Origin of the sequence: Pseudomonas mandelii (assembly GCF_006438925.1) — a bacterium.
Classification (GTDB): domain Bacteria; phylum Pseudomonadota; class Gammaproteobacteria; order Pseudomonadales; family Pseudomonadaceae; genus Aquipseudomonas; species Aquipseudomonas mandelii_C.
Genome location: NZ_RCZA01000005.1, coordinates 124,147 through 142,787 on the forward strand (window position 1 = coordinate 124,147; position 18,641 = coordinate 142,787).

Genomic DNA, 18,641 nt, shown 5'->3' on the forward strand with positions numbered 1-18,641 from the left:
TTCAGTTCAGGAGCATTGCGATGAGCACTAACGATAAACGCATCCGCGAATTCGCCTATCAGATCTGGGAATCGGAAGGAAAACCCGAGGGCCAGGACGCTCGCCACTGGGAGATGGCCCGCAAACTGGCTGAAGCCGAAGCCTTGGCACCGAGCAAATCGGCAAAAGCGGCTGGCAGCAAAACCGCCGGCACCAAGGCCCCTGCCAGCAAACCCAATGGCAAGGCGGCGGAGCCAAAAACCAAAGCCAAGCCCGCCGCTGCCTCCAAGGTCATCCCGCCGGGCGAAAAAGCCAACGAGAAAAAGCCTCGAGCAGCGCGTAAACCGCCCGCTGTCTGACGCCTCTCACTTTTGTCCTGATTGACCTCGTGGCGAGCCTTCTCGCCACCGAGGGCTCGCTCGCCCTCAAAAAAAACCAGAGCCAAGAACTATCCCCCCCTTTGCAGGAGCACCAATGACCAGTCCAAAAAAAGCCGCGCCAGAACCTCTCGTCGAGGCCTCGCGAATCCGTGAAGGCTTGCCCTTCCCGCTGGGCGCGAACTGGGATGGCCTAGGGGTCAACTTCGCCTTGTTTTCCGCCAATGCCACCAAGGTCGAGCTGTGCATCTTCGATGATGCCGGCGAGGTCGAACTGGAACGCATCGAGCTGCCGGAATACACCGACGAGATCTACCACGGCTACCTGCCCGACGCGCATCCGGGGATGATCTACGGCTACCGTGTCTATGGCCCGTACGACCCGGCCAACGGTCATCGCTTCAACCACAACAAGTTACTGATCGACCCCTACGCCAAACAACTGGTCGGCCAATTGAAATGGTCCGAAGCGCTGTTCGGCTACACCATCGGCCACCCCGACGCCGACCTCAGTTTCGATGAGCGCGACAGCGCCCCGTTCGTGCCCAAGTGCAAGGTGATCGACCCCGCCCACACCTGGGGTCACGACCATCGGGTCAGCGTGCCGTGGGACAAGACCATCATTTATGAGACTCACGTGCGCGGTATCAGCATGCGTCACCCCTCCGTCCCCGAGAATGTGCGCGGCACCTTCGCCGGGTTGATGGTCGATGACGTGCTGGAACACATCCGCAAGCTCGGCGTGTCGACCGTGGAATTGCTGCCGATTCATGCCTTCGTCAACGACCAGCATCTGTTGCACAAAGGCATGACCAATTACTGGGGCTACAACAGCATCGCGTTCTTCGCCCCCGACCCGCGTTACCTGGCCAGCGGCAAGATCGCCGAGTTCAAGGAGATGGTCGCGCACCTGCACGAAGCCAATCTTGAAGTGATCCTCGACGTGGTCTACAACCACACCGCCGAGGGCAACGAACAAGGCCCGACCCTGTCGATGCGCGGCATCGACAACGCCTCCTACTACCGCTTGATGCCCGAAGACAAGCGTTTCTACATCAACGATTCCGGCACCGGCAACACCCTGGACCTGAGTCACCCGTGCGTGCTGCAAATGGTCACCGACTCCCTGCGCTACTGGGCTTCGGAAATGCACGTCGACGGTTTCCGCTTCGACCTGGCAACCATTCTCGGGCGCTACCACGATGGCTTCGACGAACGTCACAGCTTTCTTGTGGCCTGCCGTCAGGACCCGGTATTGCGCCAGGTGAAGATGATTGCAGAAGCCTGGGATTGCGGCCCTGGTGGCTATCAGGTCGGTAACTTTCCGCCAGGCTGGGTCGAGTGGAATGACAAATTCCGCGACACCGTGCGTGCGTTCTGGAAAGGTGACGATGGCCAACTGGCGGACTTCGCCAGTCGCATGACCGCCTCCGGCGAGATGTTCAATCAGCGTGGCCGGCGGCCGTACGCTTCGGTGAACTTCGTCACCGCCCACGACGGTTTCACCCTGAACGACCTGGTGTCGTACAACGACAAACACAACGAAGCCAACGACGAGAACAATCAGGACGGCAGCAACAACAACCTGTCCTGGAACCATGGCGTCGAAGGCCCGACCGACGATCCCGAGATCAATGAGCTGCGTCAGCGCCAGATGCGCAATTTCTTTGCCACGCTGCTGCTGTCCCAAGGCACGCCGATGCTGGTGGCCGGCGACGAATTCGCCCGCACCCAGGAAGGCAACAACAACGCCTATTGCCAGGACAGCGAGATCGGTTGGGTCAATTGGGACCTGAGCGAAGACGGCAAGGCCCTGCTCAAGTTTGTTAAACGGCTGATCAAGTTGCGCCTGGCCTACCCGATCCTGCGTCGCGGCCGGTTCCTGGTGGGCAATTACAACGAGGACATCGGCGTCAAGGACGTCACCTGGCTCGCGCCGGATGGCAGCGAAATGTCCATCGAACAATGGGAGGAAGGCCATGGCCGCTGCCTCGGCATGCTGATGGATGGCCGCGCCCAGGAAACCGGTATCCGCCGCAAAGGCGCCGACGCCACCTTGCTGTTGGTGGTCAACGCGCATCACGACATCGTCAATTTCCTGCTTCCGGAAGTGCCCGACGGCGGTTTTTGGACCTGCATGATCGACACCAATCAACCGTCGATCCGGGGCCAGGAACGCTTCGAGTTCGGTCGCGAATATTCGGTCACTGGCCGTTCGCTGCTGCTGTTTGAGTTGCAGCGTGAGGAAGAAGAGTGAAATGGACCTTCAGGGATTTCTCCAGCATCAGCCCGCGGATTTCGCCGACACTCAAGCGTTAGGGCGGTGCCTGCGAGCGTTGGTGGAGGCGGGGCTGGATCAGCTTCCGCTGCCCGGCGGTGGCCAGACACTGGAGCGGTTTCAGCGTCTGGCCGAGGTCGGCGCTCATAATCTGGGGTTGTGCAAGTTGTACGAGGGCCATACCGATGCCCTGGCGATCATCCAGCAACTGGGTGGCTCGCCTACGCCTGGCAGCACGTGGGGCATGTGGGCTGCCGAACCACCACAAGCGCGGGTGCGCGTCCGTCCGCAGGGGCATATGGTCGCACTGAACGGGCGCAAGGCCTGGTGCTCGGGCGCAACGGTGTTGAGTCATGCGTTGCTCACGGCATGGGATCATCACGACCGGCAGCAATTGGTTGCGGTGGCGCTGGATCAACCCGGCGTGACCGTTACGGATCAGGGCTGGCAAGCCGTCGGAATGGGTGCCACTGGCAGCGTCGAGGTGCTGTTCGAAGGCGCCGAAGCACAAGCCATTGGCAACCCCGGCGATTACCTGCAACGTCCCGGCTTCTGGCAAGGCGGAATCGGCATTGCCGCTTGCTGGTACGGCGCGGCACAGAGCATCGCCGAACGCCTGCGCAGCCATTGCGCTCAACGTGAAGAACCCCACGCCCTCGCCCACCTGGGCGCGGTCGACAGTGCACTGCATGCGGCCGCCGAGGTATTGCGGGTCAGCGCATTGATGATCGACGCCGCTCCGCTGGACGACACCGAACTGCTGGCCCGGCGCGCCCGGGCGGTGGTGGAACACGCCGCCGAACAGGTCATGCTGCACGTCGGCCACGCACTCGGTGCCGGCCCCTATTGCAAAGATCGGCAGTTCGCCCGACTGATCGCCGACCTGCCGGTATTCCTGCGCCAAAGCCACGCCGAACGGGATCTCGCCGCGCTTGGGCAACAGGTTCTGACGGAGACATGGATGTTATGAAAACCAACCCGATTGTCGGCCAGGGAACACCTCTGCATTTATGGCAAACCTCAAGCCATCTGGCGCAGTTGCCGGTGACCGACATCCTGACGCTGGTGCCGGAAGGCTCGCGCGCCGTGATCATCGCCCCCCATCCGGATGACGAAGTGCTGGGTTGCGGCGGCTTCCTGCAATTGCTCGCCGCAGCTGGCCGGCCGCTGCAACTGATCTCAGTCACTGATGGCAGTGCCAGCCATCCCGGTTCCGAGCGCTGGCCGGTGGAACGCCTGAGCGTGGTCCGCCCGCAGGAATCGGCCCAGGCCTTGCGCCGTCTCGGCCTGCCGTTGCACAGCCTGAAATGGCTGCGCGGTGGCTTCGCCGACAGTCAGGTGGCGGCACGGGAAGCCGAGTTGTGCGAGTTCATCGAACGTCATCTGCGGCCCAACGATGTGGTGTTTACCACGTGGCGTGAAGACGGCCATTGCGATCACGAAGCTGTGGGTCGCGCCAGTGCCGAAGCGGCGAAACGGGTCGGTGCTGCGCTGCATGAGCTGCCCGTCTGGACCTGGCACTGGGCAACCCCCGAAGACAGTTTCGTGCCTTGGCACCGGGCGCGAAAGATTCTGTTGGCCCCGGCGCTGGTGGCGCGTAAACGTCACGCCATTCATGCCTTCGCCAGCCAGCTGGAGGGCGACCCGAAAACCGGCTTGCCACCGGTGCTGGCACCGTATGTGCTGGACCGGTTACTGCAACCGTTTGAAGTGGTGTTTGTATGAGCGTCGAGGATCGCTATTTCGACGGTTTGTTCGCCGGCAACGACGATCCCTGGGCGTTCCGTCAGCGCTGGTACGAACAGCGCAAACGCGCCATAACGCTGGCCGCGCTGCCCCGACCGCACTACCGCGCGATCTTCGAACCCGGTTGCGCCAACGGGGAACTGAGCGCTGATCTGGCCACGCGCTGCGATCGCCTGTTGTGTTGCGATACGGCAGCCGCCGCCGTGGCGCTGGCCCGGACTCGCCTGAGCCTGTTCGATCACGCCGAAGTCCGCCAAAGCCGCCTGCCGGGCGATTGGCCCAACGAGCAGTTTGACCTGATCGTGCTCAGCGAAGTCGGCTATTACCTGGATGCCGAAGACCTCAAGTGCCTGATCGAACACGCCGCCCGGTCACTGACTGCCGACGGCCAGCTCCTGGCTTGCCACTGGCGCCCACCGATCGATGGCTGCCCGCTCAATGCCCGACAGGTCCATGACCTGCTTCACGAACAGTTGCACTTGCCGCGCCTGGTCCTGCATCAGGAGGCCGATTTCCTGTTGGAACTCTGGAGCCGTGAACCGCGCTCCGTAGCCGCGCTGGAGGGCTTGCGATGATTGGCATTTTGATCCCGGCGCATAACGAAGAAGAGTTGATCGAGCAGTGTATACGGGCCGCCCTGCGCGCCGCGTGCCATGAACGGCTGGGGGGTGAAACGGTCCTGGTGCTAGTGGTGCTCGACAGTTGCACTGACCGATCCTCAGAGATTGTCGACAGTTACCCAGTGCACAGCCTGGCGATCGAGGCGCGTAATGTCGGCCAGGCGCGCGCCGCCGGTGCACGGTTTCTACTGGATCAGGGGGTGCGCTGGATTTCCTGCTCCGACGCCGACAGCCGGGTCGCCAAGGACTGGCTGGTGGCGCAACTGGACCTCGGTGCCGACGCAGTGTGCGGCACGGTGACGGTCGATCAGTGGACCGCGGCCTTCGATGAGTCAGCACAGATTCGCTATCACCAGCGTTATCAGGCCCGCGACGGACACCGGCATATCCATGGTGCCAACCTGGGCATCAGTGCCGATGCTTACCGGCGTGCCGGTGGTTTCGCACCGCTGGCCAGCGACGAAGATGTGCAAATGGTGCGGCAACTCGAGCGCTGCGGGGCGAATATTGCCTGGAGCCAGCGTCCGCAGGTGCTCACCAGTGCCCGACTGGACAGCCGCGCACGGGGAGGATTTGGCGATTTCTTGCGGGAAATGGCGCAGCTCGGATAAAAAAACGTACCGGATGGGACATCGAGGCGACGAATAGCGCGACATGAGCAATACTCTGTTCGCGGCAATCCAGGGTTTGGAGCGCTGCACATTGCTATCAACGAGAACAAGGACGTAGCCCCATGAAAACCGTTTCCATCAACGAAACCAGCCTGCCAGTACAAATCTGGAACAGCGCCCCGCAACTGGACAACATTCCTGTCATCAGCACTCAGACCCTGGTCCCCGCCGGCGCACGCGCCGTGGTGATTGCTCCACACCCCGGCGATGAAGTCGTGACCTGCGGCGGCCTGCTGCAGTTGCTCAGCGCATTGGGTCATCCCCTGCAATTGATCTCGATGACCGACGGCAGCGCCAGTCATCCGGGCTCGCAACAGTGGTCGGAGAAACGCTTGAGCGTGTTCCGCCCCCAGGAAAGCCTCGAAGCCTTGCGCCGGCTCGGGCTGCCGATGCACAGCCTCAAATGGATTCGTGGCGGCTTCACCGACAACGCCCTGGCCGAACGGGAAGTTCAGATGACTCAATTCATCGCCCGTTATTTACGCCCCGGGGATGTGGTGTTCAGCACCTGGCGCGAGGATGGCATTGTCGACCATGACGCCGTCGGCCGGGCCTGCGTCAAGGCTGCGGCCATGGTCGGGGCGGCGTTCAACGAAGTACCGGTCTGGGCCTGGCACTGGCCAACGCGTGATCGCGGGCTCATCCCGTGGCATCGCGCGCGCAAGATTCGCCTGGACACCTGGACCGTCGCGCGCAAAAGCCACGCCACCCACGCCTATGCCAGCCAGCTCGACGGCGAGCCGGCCATCGGCCTCGCCCCGCTGCTGCCCCCGGTGCTTCTGGAACGGATACGGTTGCCTTATGAAATTGTCTTCGTCTGAAGATCAAAAGATCGCAGCCTCCGGCAGCTCCTACCTGTTCCGCGTACACCTGTAGGAGCTGCCGGAGGCTGCGATCTTTTTGCTTCACAAAGACCTACCGCAAATCCCACTGAACTGCCCGCCGCTGTATCAGTCGCATACATAAGCAGCCCTGATTCAGAGGAGTGAACGTGACCAGTGATTCCAAGTGGCAGGCCGTCGAATCCTCTCCATTGAACACGCCCCTGGCGATTCATCGATTGAGAGTGCTGACGGTCAACACCCACAAGGGTTTTACCGCACTCAACCGACGTTTCATTCTCCCGGAACTGCGTGAAGCGGTACGCAGTACGTCGGCGGACCTGGTGTTCCTGCAGGAAGTCGTCGGAGAACACGACCGCCATTCCACTCGCTACTACGATTGGCCGCAAACCTCACAATACGAGTTCCTGGCCGACAGCATGTGGAGCGACTTCGCCTACGGTCGTAACGCGGTCTACCCCAACGGTCACCACGGCAATGCCCTGTTATCGAAATACCCGATCCGCGAACACCGCAACCTCGACGTCTCGATCACCGGCCCCGAACGCCGCGGCCTGCTGCATTGCGTACTGGATGTGCCGGGGCACACTGAAGTGCATGCGATCTGCGTTCACTTGAGTCTGCTGGAAAGCCATCGCCAACTACAGCTCCAGCTACTCTGCCAACTGCTCGAATCGTTACCCGACGACGCGCCGGTGATTATCGCCGGCGACTTCAACGACTGGCAGTTGCAAGGCAACACCGCCCTCGCCCGGCGCGACTACCTGCATGAAGCCTTCGAGCGCCACCACGGTCGCCCGGCGAAAACGTATCCGGCACGCTTTCCGCTGCTGCGCCTCGACCGGATCTATCTGCGCAATGCCAGCAGTCATGAGCCGCGGATACTGGGGCACAGACCCTGGACGCATTTGTCGGATCACTTGCCGTTGGCGGTGGAAGTGCATCTTTGAAACGCTCATTAGTTTCATAGACTACTGTGCCGGCCGCTTTCATGCGTTTAGCGGACGCGTTTAAAGACACTCGGTGTTACGTCCTAACGGCTACAACGCCTTGCGTCGTTACCTACGCGTGCGCCAGAATCCGCTGGCTTGTGCGCTTTGACCCCGGCCTCTATCGTTTACCTGCCACTGCTCATCAGTGGTCGGGTTTAGTCGCCCGGTGGTTATCGGTAAGGTGCATAAGCTCCATTCAGTCAGGTCGTTCTATGCCTGTACTTGATGGTGGTTGTGCGCAGGGCGCCCTTGGGCGCGCCGGGCTTGCTGATTCCACCGGTCGACTAACCTGCGTACAGCCGCCACCCTCTTTTAGTCGAGAGCGGTAGCGGCCCTAACTCTGGAAATCAGATCTATGTTCAAAGTAACGCCGAATCCCCCGCACACGGGTCCAGTACCCTACGACGCCTTTATTGATCTTGACCCCAAGAAAATGAGAGAGGCGGCCGACCGCGCGCTCAGCTTCTACCTCAACCCCGGGGCGTCGAAAACGCAGATACCGCCCCGCAAACCCAGCACCATTTTCACCATCGACGCAGCGGTGGATGACGAAACGTTGCTCGTCGAGGCCTGCGAATCGTTGGCATCAGCCAGCGCCATGGTCAACGATCTCGCCGACGTAACGGACGGCCCGCGACGGCAAACGATGCTGGTACTGCAACGGATGATCATGTTGGGTGAGTTAGCGGTCAATCGGGTTTTGGATAACCACAAGCCTGGGTAGTCGCCAGGCAGGTAGCGAGGGCGCTTGCGCCCTCACTATTTAGAAGCATTCAAAGGTCTCATTCGACTCCCACGGTGCCTGGACCGGTCGCCTCGGCGCTCGACTCAAAGACCGCTACCAAGTCAGTGGACGACCACTGGAACCTTTGTATGGCGGAGTCGACTACACCAGCAATATCGACAGCAATCAGCTGCGCGCGACGGCTGCAAATGTCGGTGTCAGGGTGAGTTGGTAGACCGGTAGCCCACTATCAAAAACGCTCTGGAATGCGGATTTCTTGACGATTTTTCGAACAAACAAGAACTTAGATGTGCGGCGTAAATCAGTCACTTGCGAGTCCTAAAATACACATACCACTTATCGGCCATTTTCTTGACGCGATGTCAAGGGTCTTCTTAGCTACACGTTACTACCCCCGGAAATACACCAGGGGCAAACCCCAAGACACCCGCAAAATCGGGCGGCCAAAGGCTTGCCCCACTACATTCGGTCGCCCCTCATTCGGGTAGGAGAGAGACGCCAGAGCGAAATACCGCATGCGATTGCAAGGCAGACCGCCATGAAAACTTCATTCACCCAACAAGAGATCAAAGTTACTTTTTGCACTGTCTCGAGCTCACTTCTTCTGTGCTCGTCCATGGAAGTACTGGCAGGGCCGGCAGAGAATGAAACCACGCCTTGGTACCGTCAGGATGTTCCGGTCATGACCTTACCCGCCGTCACGATCACCGCCCCCTACCCCGGCCGCTTCAGCACCGCCTCCGATACACGAAGTTCGCACCTGACCATCGAGGACGCTGCGCCTTCGACCTGGGATCAGATGTATGGACAGGCCTCGCGGCAGGCGCAAACCGATGTTCTGGCTCAGGGATTTGCTATCCCTGGCAGTAGCGAATTCAAAGGTCCGGCGATCCTGACTCTGCAAAGCGGTAGCGGTCATACCCAGCGGGTCGGACTGGTTGGCGGCATCACTCAGTTACAAGGCGACAGCAACGGGCTGCTGACCGGTCCCGCCCTTGCTGACCCCAGCCACGACACCCTCAACCTCGAAGGCCAGAGCCTCGGTGCCTACTGGAGCCTGACCGGGCCCCAAGGCTGGCACGTGGATTTGACGGCCAGCGGCGGCCGGGTCAACGGTTATACCCGCAATGACCAGGGCGCCCGACAGGCAACCGAGGGCAGCGCGGTGACGCTGTCGGTGGAAGGTGGTTTCCCCATTGGTCTGAGCGATAACTGGGTAGTTGAACCCCAGGCGCAGTTGATCAATCAACGCATTACCCTGGACACCCCGTATGCCGGGTCTGGCAATGCTTCGTCCAGCGATCTGACGTCCTGGAGCGGCCGGGTCGGTGCACGGTTGAAAGGTAATTACGACATCAACGGAATGGGGGTCGAACCCTACGTGCGAACCAACTTGTGGCACACGGTCTACACCAGCGATACCGTGAACCTCGATCAGGTCGAGAAGATCAGCAGCAGCCGCTATTCATCGACCGTCGAAGTGGGTTTGGGCTTGGTGGCCAGAGTGACACCTGCCGTGAGTCTCTACGTCAGCGCCGACTACAGCAGTAGTGTGGATGACAATGATTTGAACGGGTTGATTGGGAGTTTGGGTGTGCGGATGCGTTGGTAGAAAGATCAAAAGATCGCAGGCTCCGCCAGCTCCTACAGGAGGTACACCGACCCAATGTAGGAGCTGCCGCAGGCTGCGATCTTTTCGGATCAACCCTCCGGACGCAGCATCAACACCGCCAGCGGCGGCAGATTCAATACCAACGAGAGTGCCTGGCCATGGCTCGGCTCATCCTCGGTAAACGCCCCGCCGCTGTTGCCATAGTTCGAACCGGCGTAAGTGGCAGCATCGCTGTTGATCACCTCGGTCCAACGCCCGGCAAACGGTACGCCGATGCGATAACCCTCACGCGGCACCGGCGTGAAGTTAGCCACCACCAACACCGGCCGCCCCTCCCTGCTCCAGCGCATGAAGGCATAAACGCTGTTGATGGCGTCATCACCGATCAACCACTGGAAGCCTTGCGGCGCGTCGTCCTGATCATGCAGCGCCGGTTCTTCGCGATACAGCCGATTAAGATCGCCGACGAGCTTCTGCACACCTTTGTGTTCCGAGTACTGCAGCAAGTACCAGTCGAGTTGCTGATCGTGGTTCCACTCACGCCACTGACCAAACTCGCAGCCCATGAACAACAGTTTCTTGCCCGGATGCGCCCACATGAAACTGAGGTAGGCGCGCAGGTTGGCAAATTTCTGCCAGCGGTCGCCGGGCATCTTGTCGATCAGCGAGTGCTTGCCGTGTACCACTTCGTCGTGGGAGATCGGCAGGATAAAACGCTCGGACCAGGCATATACCAGGCCGAAACTCAGTTCGTTGTGGTGATGGGCGCGGTACACCGGGTCCTGCTGGATGTAGTGCAGCGAATCGTGCATCCAGCCCATGTTCCACTTGTAGTCGAAACCCAGTCCGCCCTGTTGCGTGCCCTGGCTGACACCCGGCCATGCGGTGGATTCTTCGGCAATCACCAGCGCGCCAGGGGCTTCGAGGTCGACCACGTCATTGAGATGGCGCAGGAAGTCGATGGCTTCGAGGTTTTCCCGACCGCCGTGACGGTTTGGCACCCATTCGCCGGCCTTGCGCGAGTAATCGCGATACAGCATCGAAGCCACGGCATCGACCCGCAGACCGTCAACGTGGAAATGTTTGAGCCAGTGCAACGCCGAGGCCAGCATGTAACCGTGCACTTCAGTGCGACCCAGGTTGTAGATCAGCGTGTCCCAGTCCTGATGGAAACCTTCCTGCGGGTTGCCGTATTCGTACAGCGCAGTGCCGTCGAATTGCGCCAGGCCGTGGGTATCGGTCGGAAAATGCGCTGGCACCCAGTCGAGGATCACGCCGATGTCGGCCTGATGGCAGGCATTGATGAACGCGGCGAAATCATCCGGCGTACCGTAGCGGGCGCTCGGGGCGAACTGCGACAGCAACTGATAGCCCCAGGAACCACCGAACGGGTGTTCCATGATCGGCATCAGCTCGATGTGGGTAAAACCCAGTTCCTTCACGTAAGGAATCAGCCGCTCGGCCAACTCATGCCAGGTGTACAGGCGCGCAACTTCGCCCAAATCATCCAGCTCACATTGCCAGGACCCGGCATGCAATTCGTAGATCGACAGCGGCGCACTCACCCGATGACGGTCGCCCCGGGATTGCATCCACTCCTGATCCTGCCAATCGATGTTCAGCGGCGAAGCGACTTTTGACGCGGTGTCCGGCGGCAGCGAGGTGGCCAGCGCCATCGGGTCGGCCTTGAGCGGCAGAATGCCGTGGGTACCGAGGATTTCGTATTTGTACGTTTCCCCCGCTTGCATGCGCGGGACGAAAATTTCCCAAACGCCGGTCGGATGACGCAGGCGCATCGGGTGCCGGCGACCGTCCCAGTTGTTGAAGTCCCCCACCACCGACACCCTTTTGGCGTTCGGTGCCCACACGGCGAACCGCACGCCATCGACACCGTCGACCGTTTTCAGCTGCGCGCCCAGGCAAGCGCTGAGATCGCGGTGATTGCCTTCGGCGAACAGGTACAAGTCCATCTCACCGAGCAACGGGCCAAAGCTGTAAGGGTCCTCGGCAATTTGTTCGCCGCCGGCCCACCGGGTTCGCAGCAGATACGGCTGCGCCCGATCGAAATGGCCGATGAACAGCCCCGGTGTCTGGGTGGCCTCAAGGTTGCCGAGTTCTTCCCCGGAGTCCTTGGCCAGTACCTGCACGCTCAAGGCGTCCGGCAAATAGGCCCGAATGAATTGCCCGCCGGCACCATCGCCGTGGGGGCCGAGAATTGCAAAGGGGTCGTGATGTTCGGCGCGTACCAGCGCGTCGATGTCCCGCGATCTGGGCAGCAACGCTTCTTTAGCGTGACCCTGTTCCTTGTTCGAGAAACTCATGACTACTCTCCACCAAGATCGGAAAAGGGTTTAAGCCCACTCAATAACCCATACAAACCGTGCAACGGCACGGACAACCATGTGGGGCGATTTTCTGCCTCATAGGCCACTTCATACGCTGCCTTCTCCAGGCCGAACAACGCCAATGCGGCGTCCTCGCCTTCCGGATCTTGCCATGCATGAGCAAGACTAGCTGCCGCCAGCCGATAAGCGTCGACAAATGCTTGTCTTGCTTCATTTAAATAGCGATCAGCGACACGTTGACGAGCGGCTTGGGCATCGGCGGTGTTGTCGACGTTGTGCACATTGATCGCCATCGCCGCAGCGTAGTCAAAGGAGCGCAATACGCCACTGACATCTTTGTACGGGCTGTGTTTGCCCCGTCGCTCATGCAGCGGCCGCGCCGGCTCGCCTTCGAAGTCGATCAAGTAGGCGTCGCCCTTGATCACCAGCACCTGGCCCAGGTGCAAGTCGCCGTGGACGCGAATGCGCAGACCACCAACGGCTTTTTTGCCCAGCTCCTGAACATGGCTGAGGATGGCTTTTTTGTTGTCCAGTAAACGAGTGACCAAGGCTTTGTCTGCCGGGTTCAATTCGCTTTGATGCTGTTTGAGCAACTTCAGCGCGTGCTCCAGTTGCCCCGCCACGTCCTTGGCACAGGCCAGAGCATCTTTCTGGGTAGTGACCTGCGGGGTGAAGTCCGGGTTGTCGCTGGGCGCCGCCAGCAGCTGATGCATTTCTCCGAGACGCTGACCGAGCATGCCGGCGAAGTCTCTCAGTTCGCCCAAGGCGTTGTAGTGTTGCTCCTGCTCGGACATGGCGTCGGCCAGTTCGTCGCGCAGCGCCCGTTCGAGGTTGTTCTGGGTCCATTCCCAGGCGTCACCCTGATTGCTCAAGTAGCCTTGGGCAATCATCAGCAGATTTTCCTCACCCGCCGGATCGCGGCGAACCACCGAACCCAACAACGGCGAAATATTGCGGAAACCGGCATGAGTCAGGAACGCGCTCATTTCCAGCTCCGGGTGCACGCCAGACGCGACCTTGCGGATCAGTTTCAGCACCAGGCTGTTGCCGATCACCACCGAACTGTTGGACTGTTCGGCGGACAGGTAACGCACTTCCGATTCCCCGCTCAGGCCGAGACTCGCCAGTTCCGTCGTCGGCTCGAAATGGATCTCGCCCGCGCTGGATGGCAATACGATATTGCTTTGTATGCCCTGCAAAACCGCATGCACAAAGGTTTCGAGGCTGAAGGCGTCGGTGATCAAACCGACCTGACGCACGCGCCGGACTCGAGACAAGGCCAGTTGCTGAGGCAGCGCGGCACCCACCTGATCTTCGGAGATAAAACCGAACGGCAACTGATAGCGGCTGGTCTGGCCGCCACTGGTGACGTCGATTTCACTCAACAGCACCGGATGTTGTGGATCGCCGAAGCGCACGCCGTAAGCGATGTTGACCTGTTCGATGGCCGCGTCCTTGCCGGCAAACCAGCGGCGATTCTGCAGCCAGCTCGGCAAGATGCCCTGCTCCAGCGTGCCGCGGGACGGTGCTTCGAGCAGTTCTTCCATACGTTTCTTCAGCACCAGCGTGGTGAAGTCCGGCAGGCTTTGCGCCGGCTCCACGTGCCAGCTTGGCATCTGGTTTTCTGCTGCCAGGCCGAACCAGTAGAAGCCGTAAGGCGCCAGGGTCAGAAGGAAATTCAACTGGCCGATCGGCGGGAAGGCGTTACCGCCAAGCATTTCCACCGGCACCATGCCGGCATAAGCGGATAAATCCAGCTCCGCCGCTTGCGCACTGCGCGATACGTTGGCCACGCACAGAATGATTTCGTACTTGCCATCCGGCCCGGTGAATTCCCGGGTGTAGGCCAGAATCCGCCGGTTGCTCGGCGAGAGCATTTTCAGTGTGCCGCGACCGAAGGCCTTGGACTGCTTGCGCACGGCGAGCATGCGCCGGGTCCAGTTCAGCAACGAATGCGGGTCGCCGGCCTGAGTTTCAACGTTAACCGACAGGTAACCGTATTGCGGGTCCATGATCGGAGGCAGCACCAGGCTGGCCGGGTCGGCGCGGGAGAAACCGCCGTTACGGTCAATCGACCACTGCATGGGCGTGCGCACGCCGTCACGGTCGCCGAGGTAGATGTTGTCACCCATGCCGATTTCATCGCCGTAATACAGGGTCGGCGTACCGGGCATCGACAGCAGCAAACTGTTCAGCAACTCCACACGACGACGGTCGCGCTCCATCAACGGCGCCAGGCGGCGGCGAATGCCAAGGTTGATCCGCGCCCGACGGTCAGCCGCGTAGTAATTCCACAGGTAATCGCGCTCCTTGTCGGTGACCATTTCCAGGGTCAGCTCATCGTGGTTGCGCAGGAAAATCGCCCACTGACAGTTGGCCGGGATTTCCGGGGTCTGACGCAGGATGTCGGTGATCGGGAAACGGTCTTCCTGGGCCAGCGCCATGTACATGCGCGGCATCAGCGGGAAGTGGAACGCCATGTGGCATTCGTCGCCGTTCAGACCCTTTTTGTCGGTGTCACCGAAGTACAGTTGCGTGTCTTCCGGCCATTGGTTGGCCTCAGCCAGCAGCATGCGGTCCGGGTAATTGGCGTCGATTTCGGCACGGATCTGCTTGAGGACATCGTGGGTCTCGGGCAGGTTTTCGTTGTTGGTGCCGTCGCGTTCGATCAGGTACGGAATCGCGTCCAGACGCAGACCGTCGATGCCCATGTCCAGCCAGTAGCGCATCACCGAGAGCACGGCTTTCATGACTTGCGGGTTATCGAAATTCAGGTCTGGCTGGTGAGAATAGAAGCGATGCCAGAAGTACTGGCCGGCCACCGGGTCCCAGGTCCAGTTGGACTTTTCGGTGTCGAGAAAGATGATGCGGGTGCCGTCGTACTTTTGATCGTCATCGGACCAGACGTAGAAATCCCGTGCCGCCGAACCTTTCTTGGCCTTACGCGCACGTTGAAACCAGGCGTGCTGGTCCGAGGTGTGGTTGATGACCAGTTCGGTAATCACCCGCAGGCCACGTTTGTGGGCTTCCGAGATGAACCGCTTGGCGTCGGCCATGGTGCCGTAGTCGGAATGCACCCCACGGTATTCGGCAATGTCGTAGCCGTCATCGCGCCGTGGCGAGGGATAGAACGGCAACAGCCAAATGGTGTTGACGCCCAGATCGGCAATGTAATCGAGTTTGGCGATAAGACCGGGAAAGTCGCCGATCCCGTCATTGTTGGAGTCGAAAAAAGACTTAACGTGAACCTGGTAGATAACCGCATCCTTGTACCAGAGCGGGTCCTTGATAAAGGTGGCTGCCTTGGGTTTCTTCGCCATTTGAAACTCCTGTTGAATTCGAAAAATCTGCTGAGCTGATCACCTGCCTGCGGGAGCGAGCCAGCTCCGGGCGGCGTTCCGACGAAGGCGGCGTGTCAGGCGACATCGATGTTTGATGTGCCGGCCTCTTCGCGAGCAGGTCGAATCGTCGCACCGTCGCTCCCACAGGTTTTTGCGTTTAGACGGTGATCCGCCAGATCCCGAACGGTTGATGCGCCGGGTCGATCCGCATGAATTGGTACTTGCCGTGCCAGGTCCAGCGATGACCGCTCATCAAGTCCTCGCCCTGGGTGCTGGCGTCGTCGGGCAAGCCCATTTCCCACAGCGGCAATTCGAAATTCGCTTCCTGGACGTTATGCGGATCAAGGCTGACGGCCACCAGAATGAAATTGCTGCCATCCTCGCTGCGTTTGCCGAAATACAGAATGTTGTCGTTCCAGGCGTTGTAGACCTTCAGGCCCAGATGCGTCTGCAGTGCCGGGTTCTGCCGGCGGATGCGGTTGAGCTGGGCGATTTCGGCAATGATGTTGCCCGGCGCGTTGAAGTCCCGTGGGCGGATTTCATACTTCTCGGAATTGAGGTACTCCTCCTTGCCCGGCACCGGTGCCGCTTCGCACAATTCGAAGCCTGAATACATGCCCCACAGGCCGGAGCCCATGGTGGCCAGCGCCGCGCGGATCAGAAAACCGGCGCGCCCCGACTCATGCAAAAACGCCGGGTTGATGTCCGGTGTGTTGACGAAGAAGTTAGGCCGGAAGCATTCGCGCCACGGAGACTCATTGAGCTCGGTGAAATAGGTGGCCAGCTCGGACTTGTTGTTGCGCCAGGTGAAGTAGGTGTAGCTCTGGGAGTAACCGACTTTGCCCAACCGCGCCATCATCGCCGGGGTGGTAAAGGCTTCGGCGAGGAAGATCACCTCGGGGTACAGCGCCCGCACATCAGCGATCAGCCATTGCCAGAACGGCAGCGGTTTGGTGTGGGGGTTGTCGACGCGAAACAGCTTCACGCCCTCCTCGACCCACCCCACCACGATGTCGCGCAACTCGACCCACAGACTCGGAATCGCATCGGTGGCATAGAAATCGACGTTGACGATGTCCTGGTACTTCTTCGGCGGGTTCTCGGCGTATTTGATCGTGCCGTCCGGCCGCCAGTTGAACCAGCCCGGATGCTGTTGCAGCCACGGGTGATCCTGGGAACACTGAATCGCGAAGTCGAGGGCGATTTCCAGCCCATGGTCTGCGGCCGCCGCGACAAGTCGACGGAAGTCTTCGCGCGTGCCCAGCTCCGAATGAATGGCTTCATGCCCACCCTCTTCGCTGCCAATGGCATACGGACTGCCCGGATCGTCCGGCCCGGCGGTCAGGGAGTTGTTCGGGCCTTTGCGGTAACTGCGGCCGATCGGGTGGATCGGCGGGAAGTACAGCACATCGAAGCCCATGTCCTGGATCATCGGCAGCCGCGAATGCACATCGTTGAAGGTGCCATGACGGGCCGGATCGTCTGTGATCGAACGCGGAAACAATTCATACCAACTGGCGAACTGTGCCAGGTCCCGTTCGACGTCGAGCGGGTACTCAGGGCTGATGCTCAAATAGGCACGATGATCGGCCTGCGTCATCAGCTCGGCGCTACGCGGGTGCAGAAACAGCTGGACCTGTTCGATTTCGAGCAGACCCGACAATTCATGGTGCAGTGCCGCCAGTTGTTCACTCAGCTGCCCTTCGGTGCGTTCGGCGGCTTGCTGGACCAGCGTTCGCCCCTCCTGCAACTCCAGGCTGATCGGCACCCTGGCGGCGTGTTTTTTCTCCAGCTCATAACAGAAGCTGGCGAACTGATCGATCCAGGCTTCGATGCAAAACACATAACGGCCCTGGCGCGCGACCCGGAACTGGCCTTGCCAACCGTTATTGCCCAGTTCAGTCATGACTTCGCTTTGCCAGGTTTCCTCACCCTCGGCGTGCCAGCGCACTCGCACGGCCAACTTGTCGTGACCGTCGGCAAACACTTTGCTGGTCACCACCACGTCCTGGCCCACCACGGCTTTGACGGCGAACTGCCCGCCGTCGAGGGTCGGCATGGTGTTTTCGATGGCGATGCGCGGTAGCAATAAGGCCTGCGACAGCGGCATATGAGGGTTGTAGTTCAGCTCTGTCGGTTTTTCAGCAGTCATCGAGCATCTCTCCTTTACGCCCCATGGACGCTCTTGTGTCTGTGGCTTGTAACTGGATAGCCATCCCGCAGGATCGTCCGCCCCGGAATGAACTCACTTAGGTTCCGAGCGACAGGCGCCGGTAAAAGTTCACGAGCAATTGCCTGGGCCTTCGCAGGAATCAATTCCTTTGCACTGTGGTCAACACACTTAAGCACGACTTACGCCATGTGCCACTGGAGGCTAAATTCATGAGCATTCCGATCCCTGCCGAAACACCTGATCCAAACATCGACAGCCCGGCCATTCCGCCGACCGAGCCTGCACCTGTGCCTGAGCAAGACCCACCCGGTACCACCCCGCCACCGCGTGAAGACCCGCCAGAGACGATGCCGCCGGTGACCGCTACACCGTAGGAGTGTGATCCTTCTCCAGCAATCGCACGATCTTCGGCATGACACTGAATATCGCCAGCGCCAAAAACGTACTGAACACCGCCGTCGCCTCTCGCCCCAACCCGGCCGAGACGCCGATGGCGGCGGTCATCCACAACCCGGCGGCGGTGGTCAGGCCTTTGACGTGTCCCTCGTCGCCCTCGTTGTTTTTCAGAATAGTCCCTGCGCCAAGAAAGCCGATCCCCGCGATCACACCCTGCACCACCCGGCTCATCGCATCGGCTTGCGAGCCGGACATTTGCGGCACCAGCACAAACAACGCGGCACCGAGCGCCACCAGCATGTGGGTGCGAACCCCGGCGGCCTTGCCCTTGTGCTCGCGTTCAAAGCCGAGAATCCCGCCCAACACCGCAGCCATCAGCAAACGCACGGTAATGCGCGTCAGTTGTGAAGCGTCGCCAATGTCGGCGAACTCCGCTTGCAGGGTCACCCAAACCTCATGCCACCAGGCGTTCATGGTGTTGTCCTTGTGATGACTGAATGGAAAGTGGCTTTATTGAGGATGGA

Annotated in this window: 15 protein-coding genes and 1 pseudogene; 12 read left to right on the top strand and 4 right to left on the bottom strand. The window is 60.4% G+C overall.

The window, feature by feature from the left end; all coding sequences use genetic code 11:
- Positions 1 to 20: 20 nt before the first annotated feature.
- The 11 genes and pseudogenes from EAH74_RS13045 to EAH74_RS13095 all read left to right on the top strand — a co-directional run bounded on the left by EAH74_RS13045 (position 21) and on the right by EAH74_RS13095 (position 9,862).
- Complete coding sequence (locus EAH74_RS13045; protein ID WP_140678949.1) at positions 21 to 338, top strand: DUF2934 domain-containing protein; 318 nt, start codon at positions 21 to 23, stop codon at positions 336 to 338.
- Between the two features lie 115 nt (positions 339 to 453).
- The gene (gene glgX, locus EAH74_RS13050; RefSeq protein ID WP_140678951.1) at positions 454 to 2,613 is read left to right on the top strand and encodes a glycogen debranching protein GlgX; all 2,160 of its coding nucleotides are present in this window, start codon (positions 454 to 456) and stop codon (positions 2,611 to 2,613) included.
- A 1-nt stretch (position 2,614) separates the two neighbouring features.
- Positions 2,615 to 3,604, top strand: a complete 990-nt coding sequence (locus tag EAH74_RS13055) for an acyl-CoA dehydrogenase (RefSeq protein WP_140678953.1) — start codon at positions 2,615 to 2,617, stop codon at positions 3,602 to 3,604.
- Positions 3,601 to 4,359, top strand: coding sequence for a PIG-L deacetylase family protein (locus EAH74_RS13060; RefSeq protein WP_140678954.1), 759 nt, complete (start codon positions 3,601 to 3,603; stop codon positions 4,357 to 4,359). The genes EAH74_RS13055 and EAH74_RS13060 overlap by 4 nt, the downstream gene beginning before the upstream one ends.
- Positions 4,356 to 4,955 (top strand): SAM-dependent methyltransferase, encoded by a 600-nt coding sequence (locus EAH74_RS13065; RefSeq protein WP_140678955.1) that lies wholly within the window; start codon positions 4,356 to 4,358, stop codon positions 4,953 to 4,955. The genes EAH74_RS13060 and EAH74_RS13065 overlap by 4 nt, the downstream gene beginning before the upstream one ends.
- Positions 4,952 to 5,611, top strand: a complete 660-nt coding sequence (locus tag EAH74_RS13070; protein ID WP_140678956.1) for a glycosyltransferase — start codon at positions 4,952 to 4,954, stop codon at positions 5,609 to 5,611. Before EAH74_RS13065 ends, EAH74_RS13070 begins: the two co-directional genes overlap by 4 nt.
- A 122-nt stretch (positions 5,612 to 5,733) precedes the next feature.
- The gene (locus tag EAH74_RS13075) at positions 5,734 to 6,492 is read left to right on the top strand and encodes a PIG-L deacetylase family protein (protein ID WP_140678958.1); all 759 of its coding nucleotides are present in this window, start codon (positions 5,734 to 5,736) and stop codon (positions 6,490 to 6,492) included.
- Positions 6,493 to 6,662: 170 nt separating this feature from the next.
- Positions 6,663 to 7,463, top strand: coding sequence for an endonuclease/exonuclease/phosphatase family protein (locus tag EAH74_RS13080; protein WP_140678959.1), 801 nt, complete (start codon positions 6,663 to 6,665; stop codon positions 7,461 to 7,463).
- 397 nt (positions 7,464 to 7,860) lie between these two features.
- Positions 7,861 to 8,229, top strand: coding sequence for a DUF6124 family protein (locus EAH74_RS13085; protein WP_140678960.1), 369 nt, complete (start codon positions 7,861 to 7,863; stop codon positions 8,227 to 8,229).
- Positions 8,230 to 8,278: 49 nt separating this feature from the next.
- Positions 8,279 to 8,464, top strand: a pseudogene (locus EAH74_RS33330) (hypothetical protein); the annotation flags it as partial.
- Between the two features lie 324 nt (positions 8,465 to 8,788).
- Positions 8,789 to 9,862 carry an autotransporter domain-containing protein gene (locus EAH74_RS13095; RefSeq protein ID WP_140678961.1) on the top strand — a complete coding sequence of 358 codons (1,074 nt, stop codon included), beginning with the start codon at positions 8,789 to 8,791 and terminating at the stop codon, positions 9,860 to 9,862.
- Positions 9,863 to 9,951: 89 nt separating this feature from the next.
- Here the strand turns inward: EAH74_RS13095 and glgB are convergent, their stop codons facing one another.
- The 3 genes from glgB to EAH74_RS13110 form a co-directional block, all read right to left on the bottom strand.
- A complete protein-coding gene (gene glgB, locus EAH74_RS13100; RefSeq protein ID WP_140678962.1) occupies positions 9,952 to 12,183 on the bottom strand; it encodes a 1,4-alpha-glucan branching protein GlgB in 2,232 nt (743 codons plus the stop codon).
- Between the two features lie 2 nt (positions 12,184 to 12,185).
- Entirely contained in the window at positions 12,186 to 15,527 is a 3,342-nt protein-coding gene (gene treS, locus EAH74_RS13105) for a maltose alpha-D-glucosyltransferase (protein WP_140678963.1), read from the bottom strand.
- 178 nt (positions 15,528 to 15,705) lie between these two features.
- Positions 15,706 to 17,700 (bottom strand): alpha-1,4-glucan--maltose-1-phosphate maltosyltransferase, encoded by a 1,995-nt coding sequence (locus EAH74_RS13110; protein ID WP_140678964.1) that lies wholly within the window; start codon positions 17,698 to 17,700, stop codon positions 15,706 to 15,708.
- Between the two features lie 230 nt (positions 17,701 to 17,930).
- Here EAH74_RS13110 and EAH74_RS33080 point away from each other — a divergent pair, with 230 nt between their 5' ends.
- The gene (locus EAH74_RS33080) at positions 17,931 to 18,095 is read left to right on the top strand and encodes a hypothetical protein (RefSeq protein ID WP_170206623.1); all 165 of its coding nucleotides are present in this window, start codon (positions 17,931 to 17,933) and stop codon (positions 18,093 to 18,095) included.
- Here the strand turns inward: EAH74_RS33080 and EAH74_RS13115 are convergent.
- The gene (locus EAH74_RS13115; protein ID WP_140678965.1) at positions 18,085 to 18,591 is read right to left on the bottom strand and encodes an MgtC/SapB family protein; all 507 of its coding nucleotides are present in this window, start codon (positions 18,589 to 18,591) and stop codon (positions 18,085 to 18,087) included. The genes EAH74_RS33080 and EAH74_RS13115 overlap by 11 nt on opposite strands.
- Positions 18,592 to 18,641 lie beyond the last annotated feature (50 nt).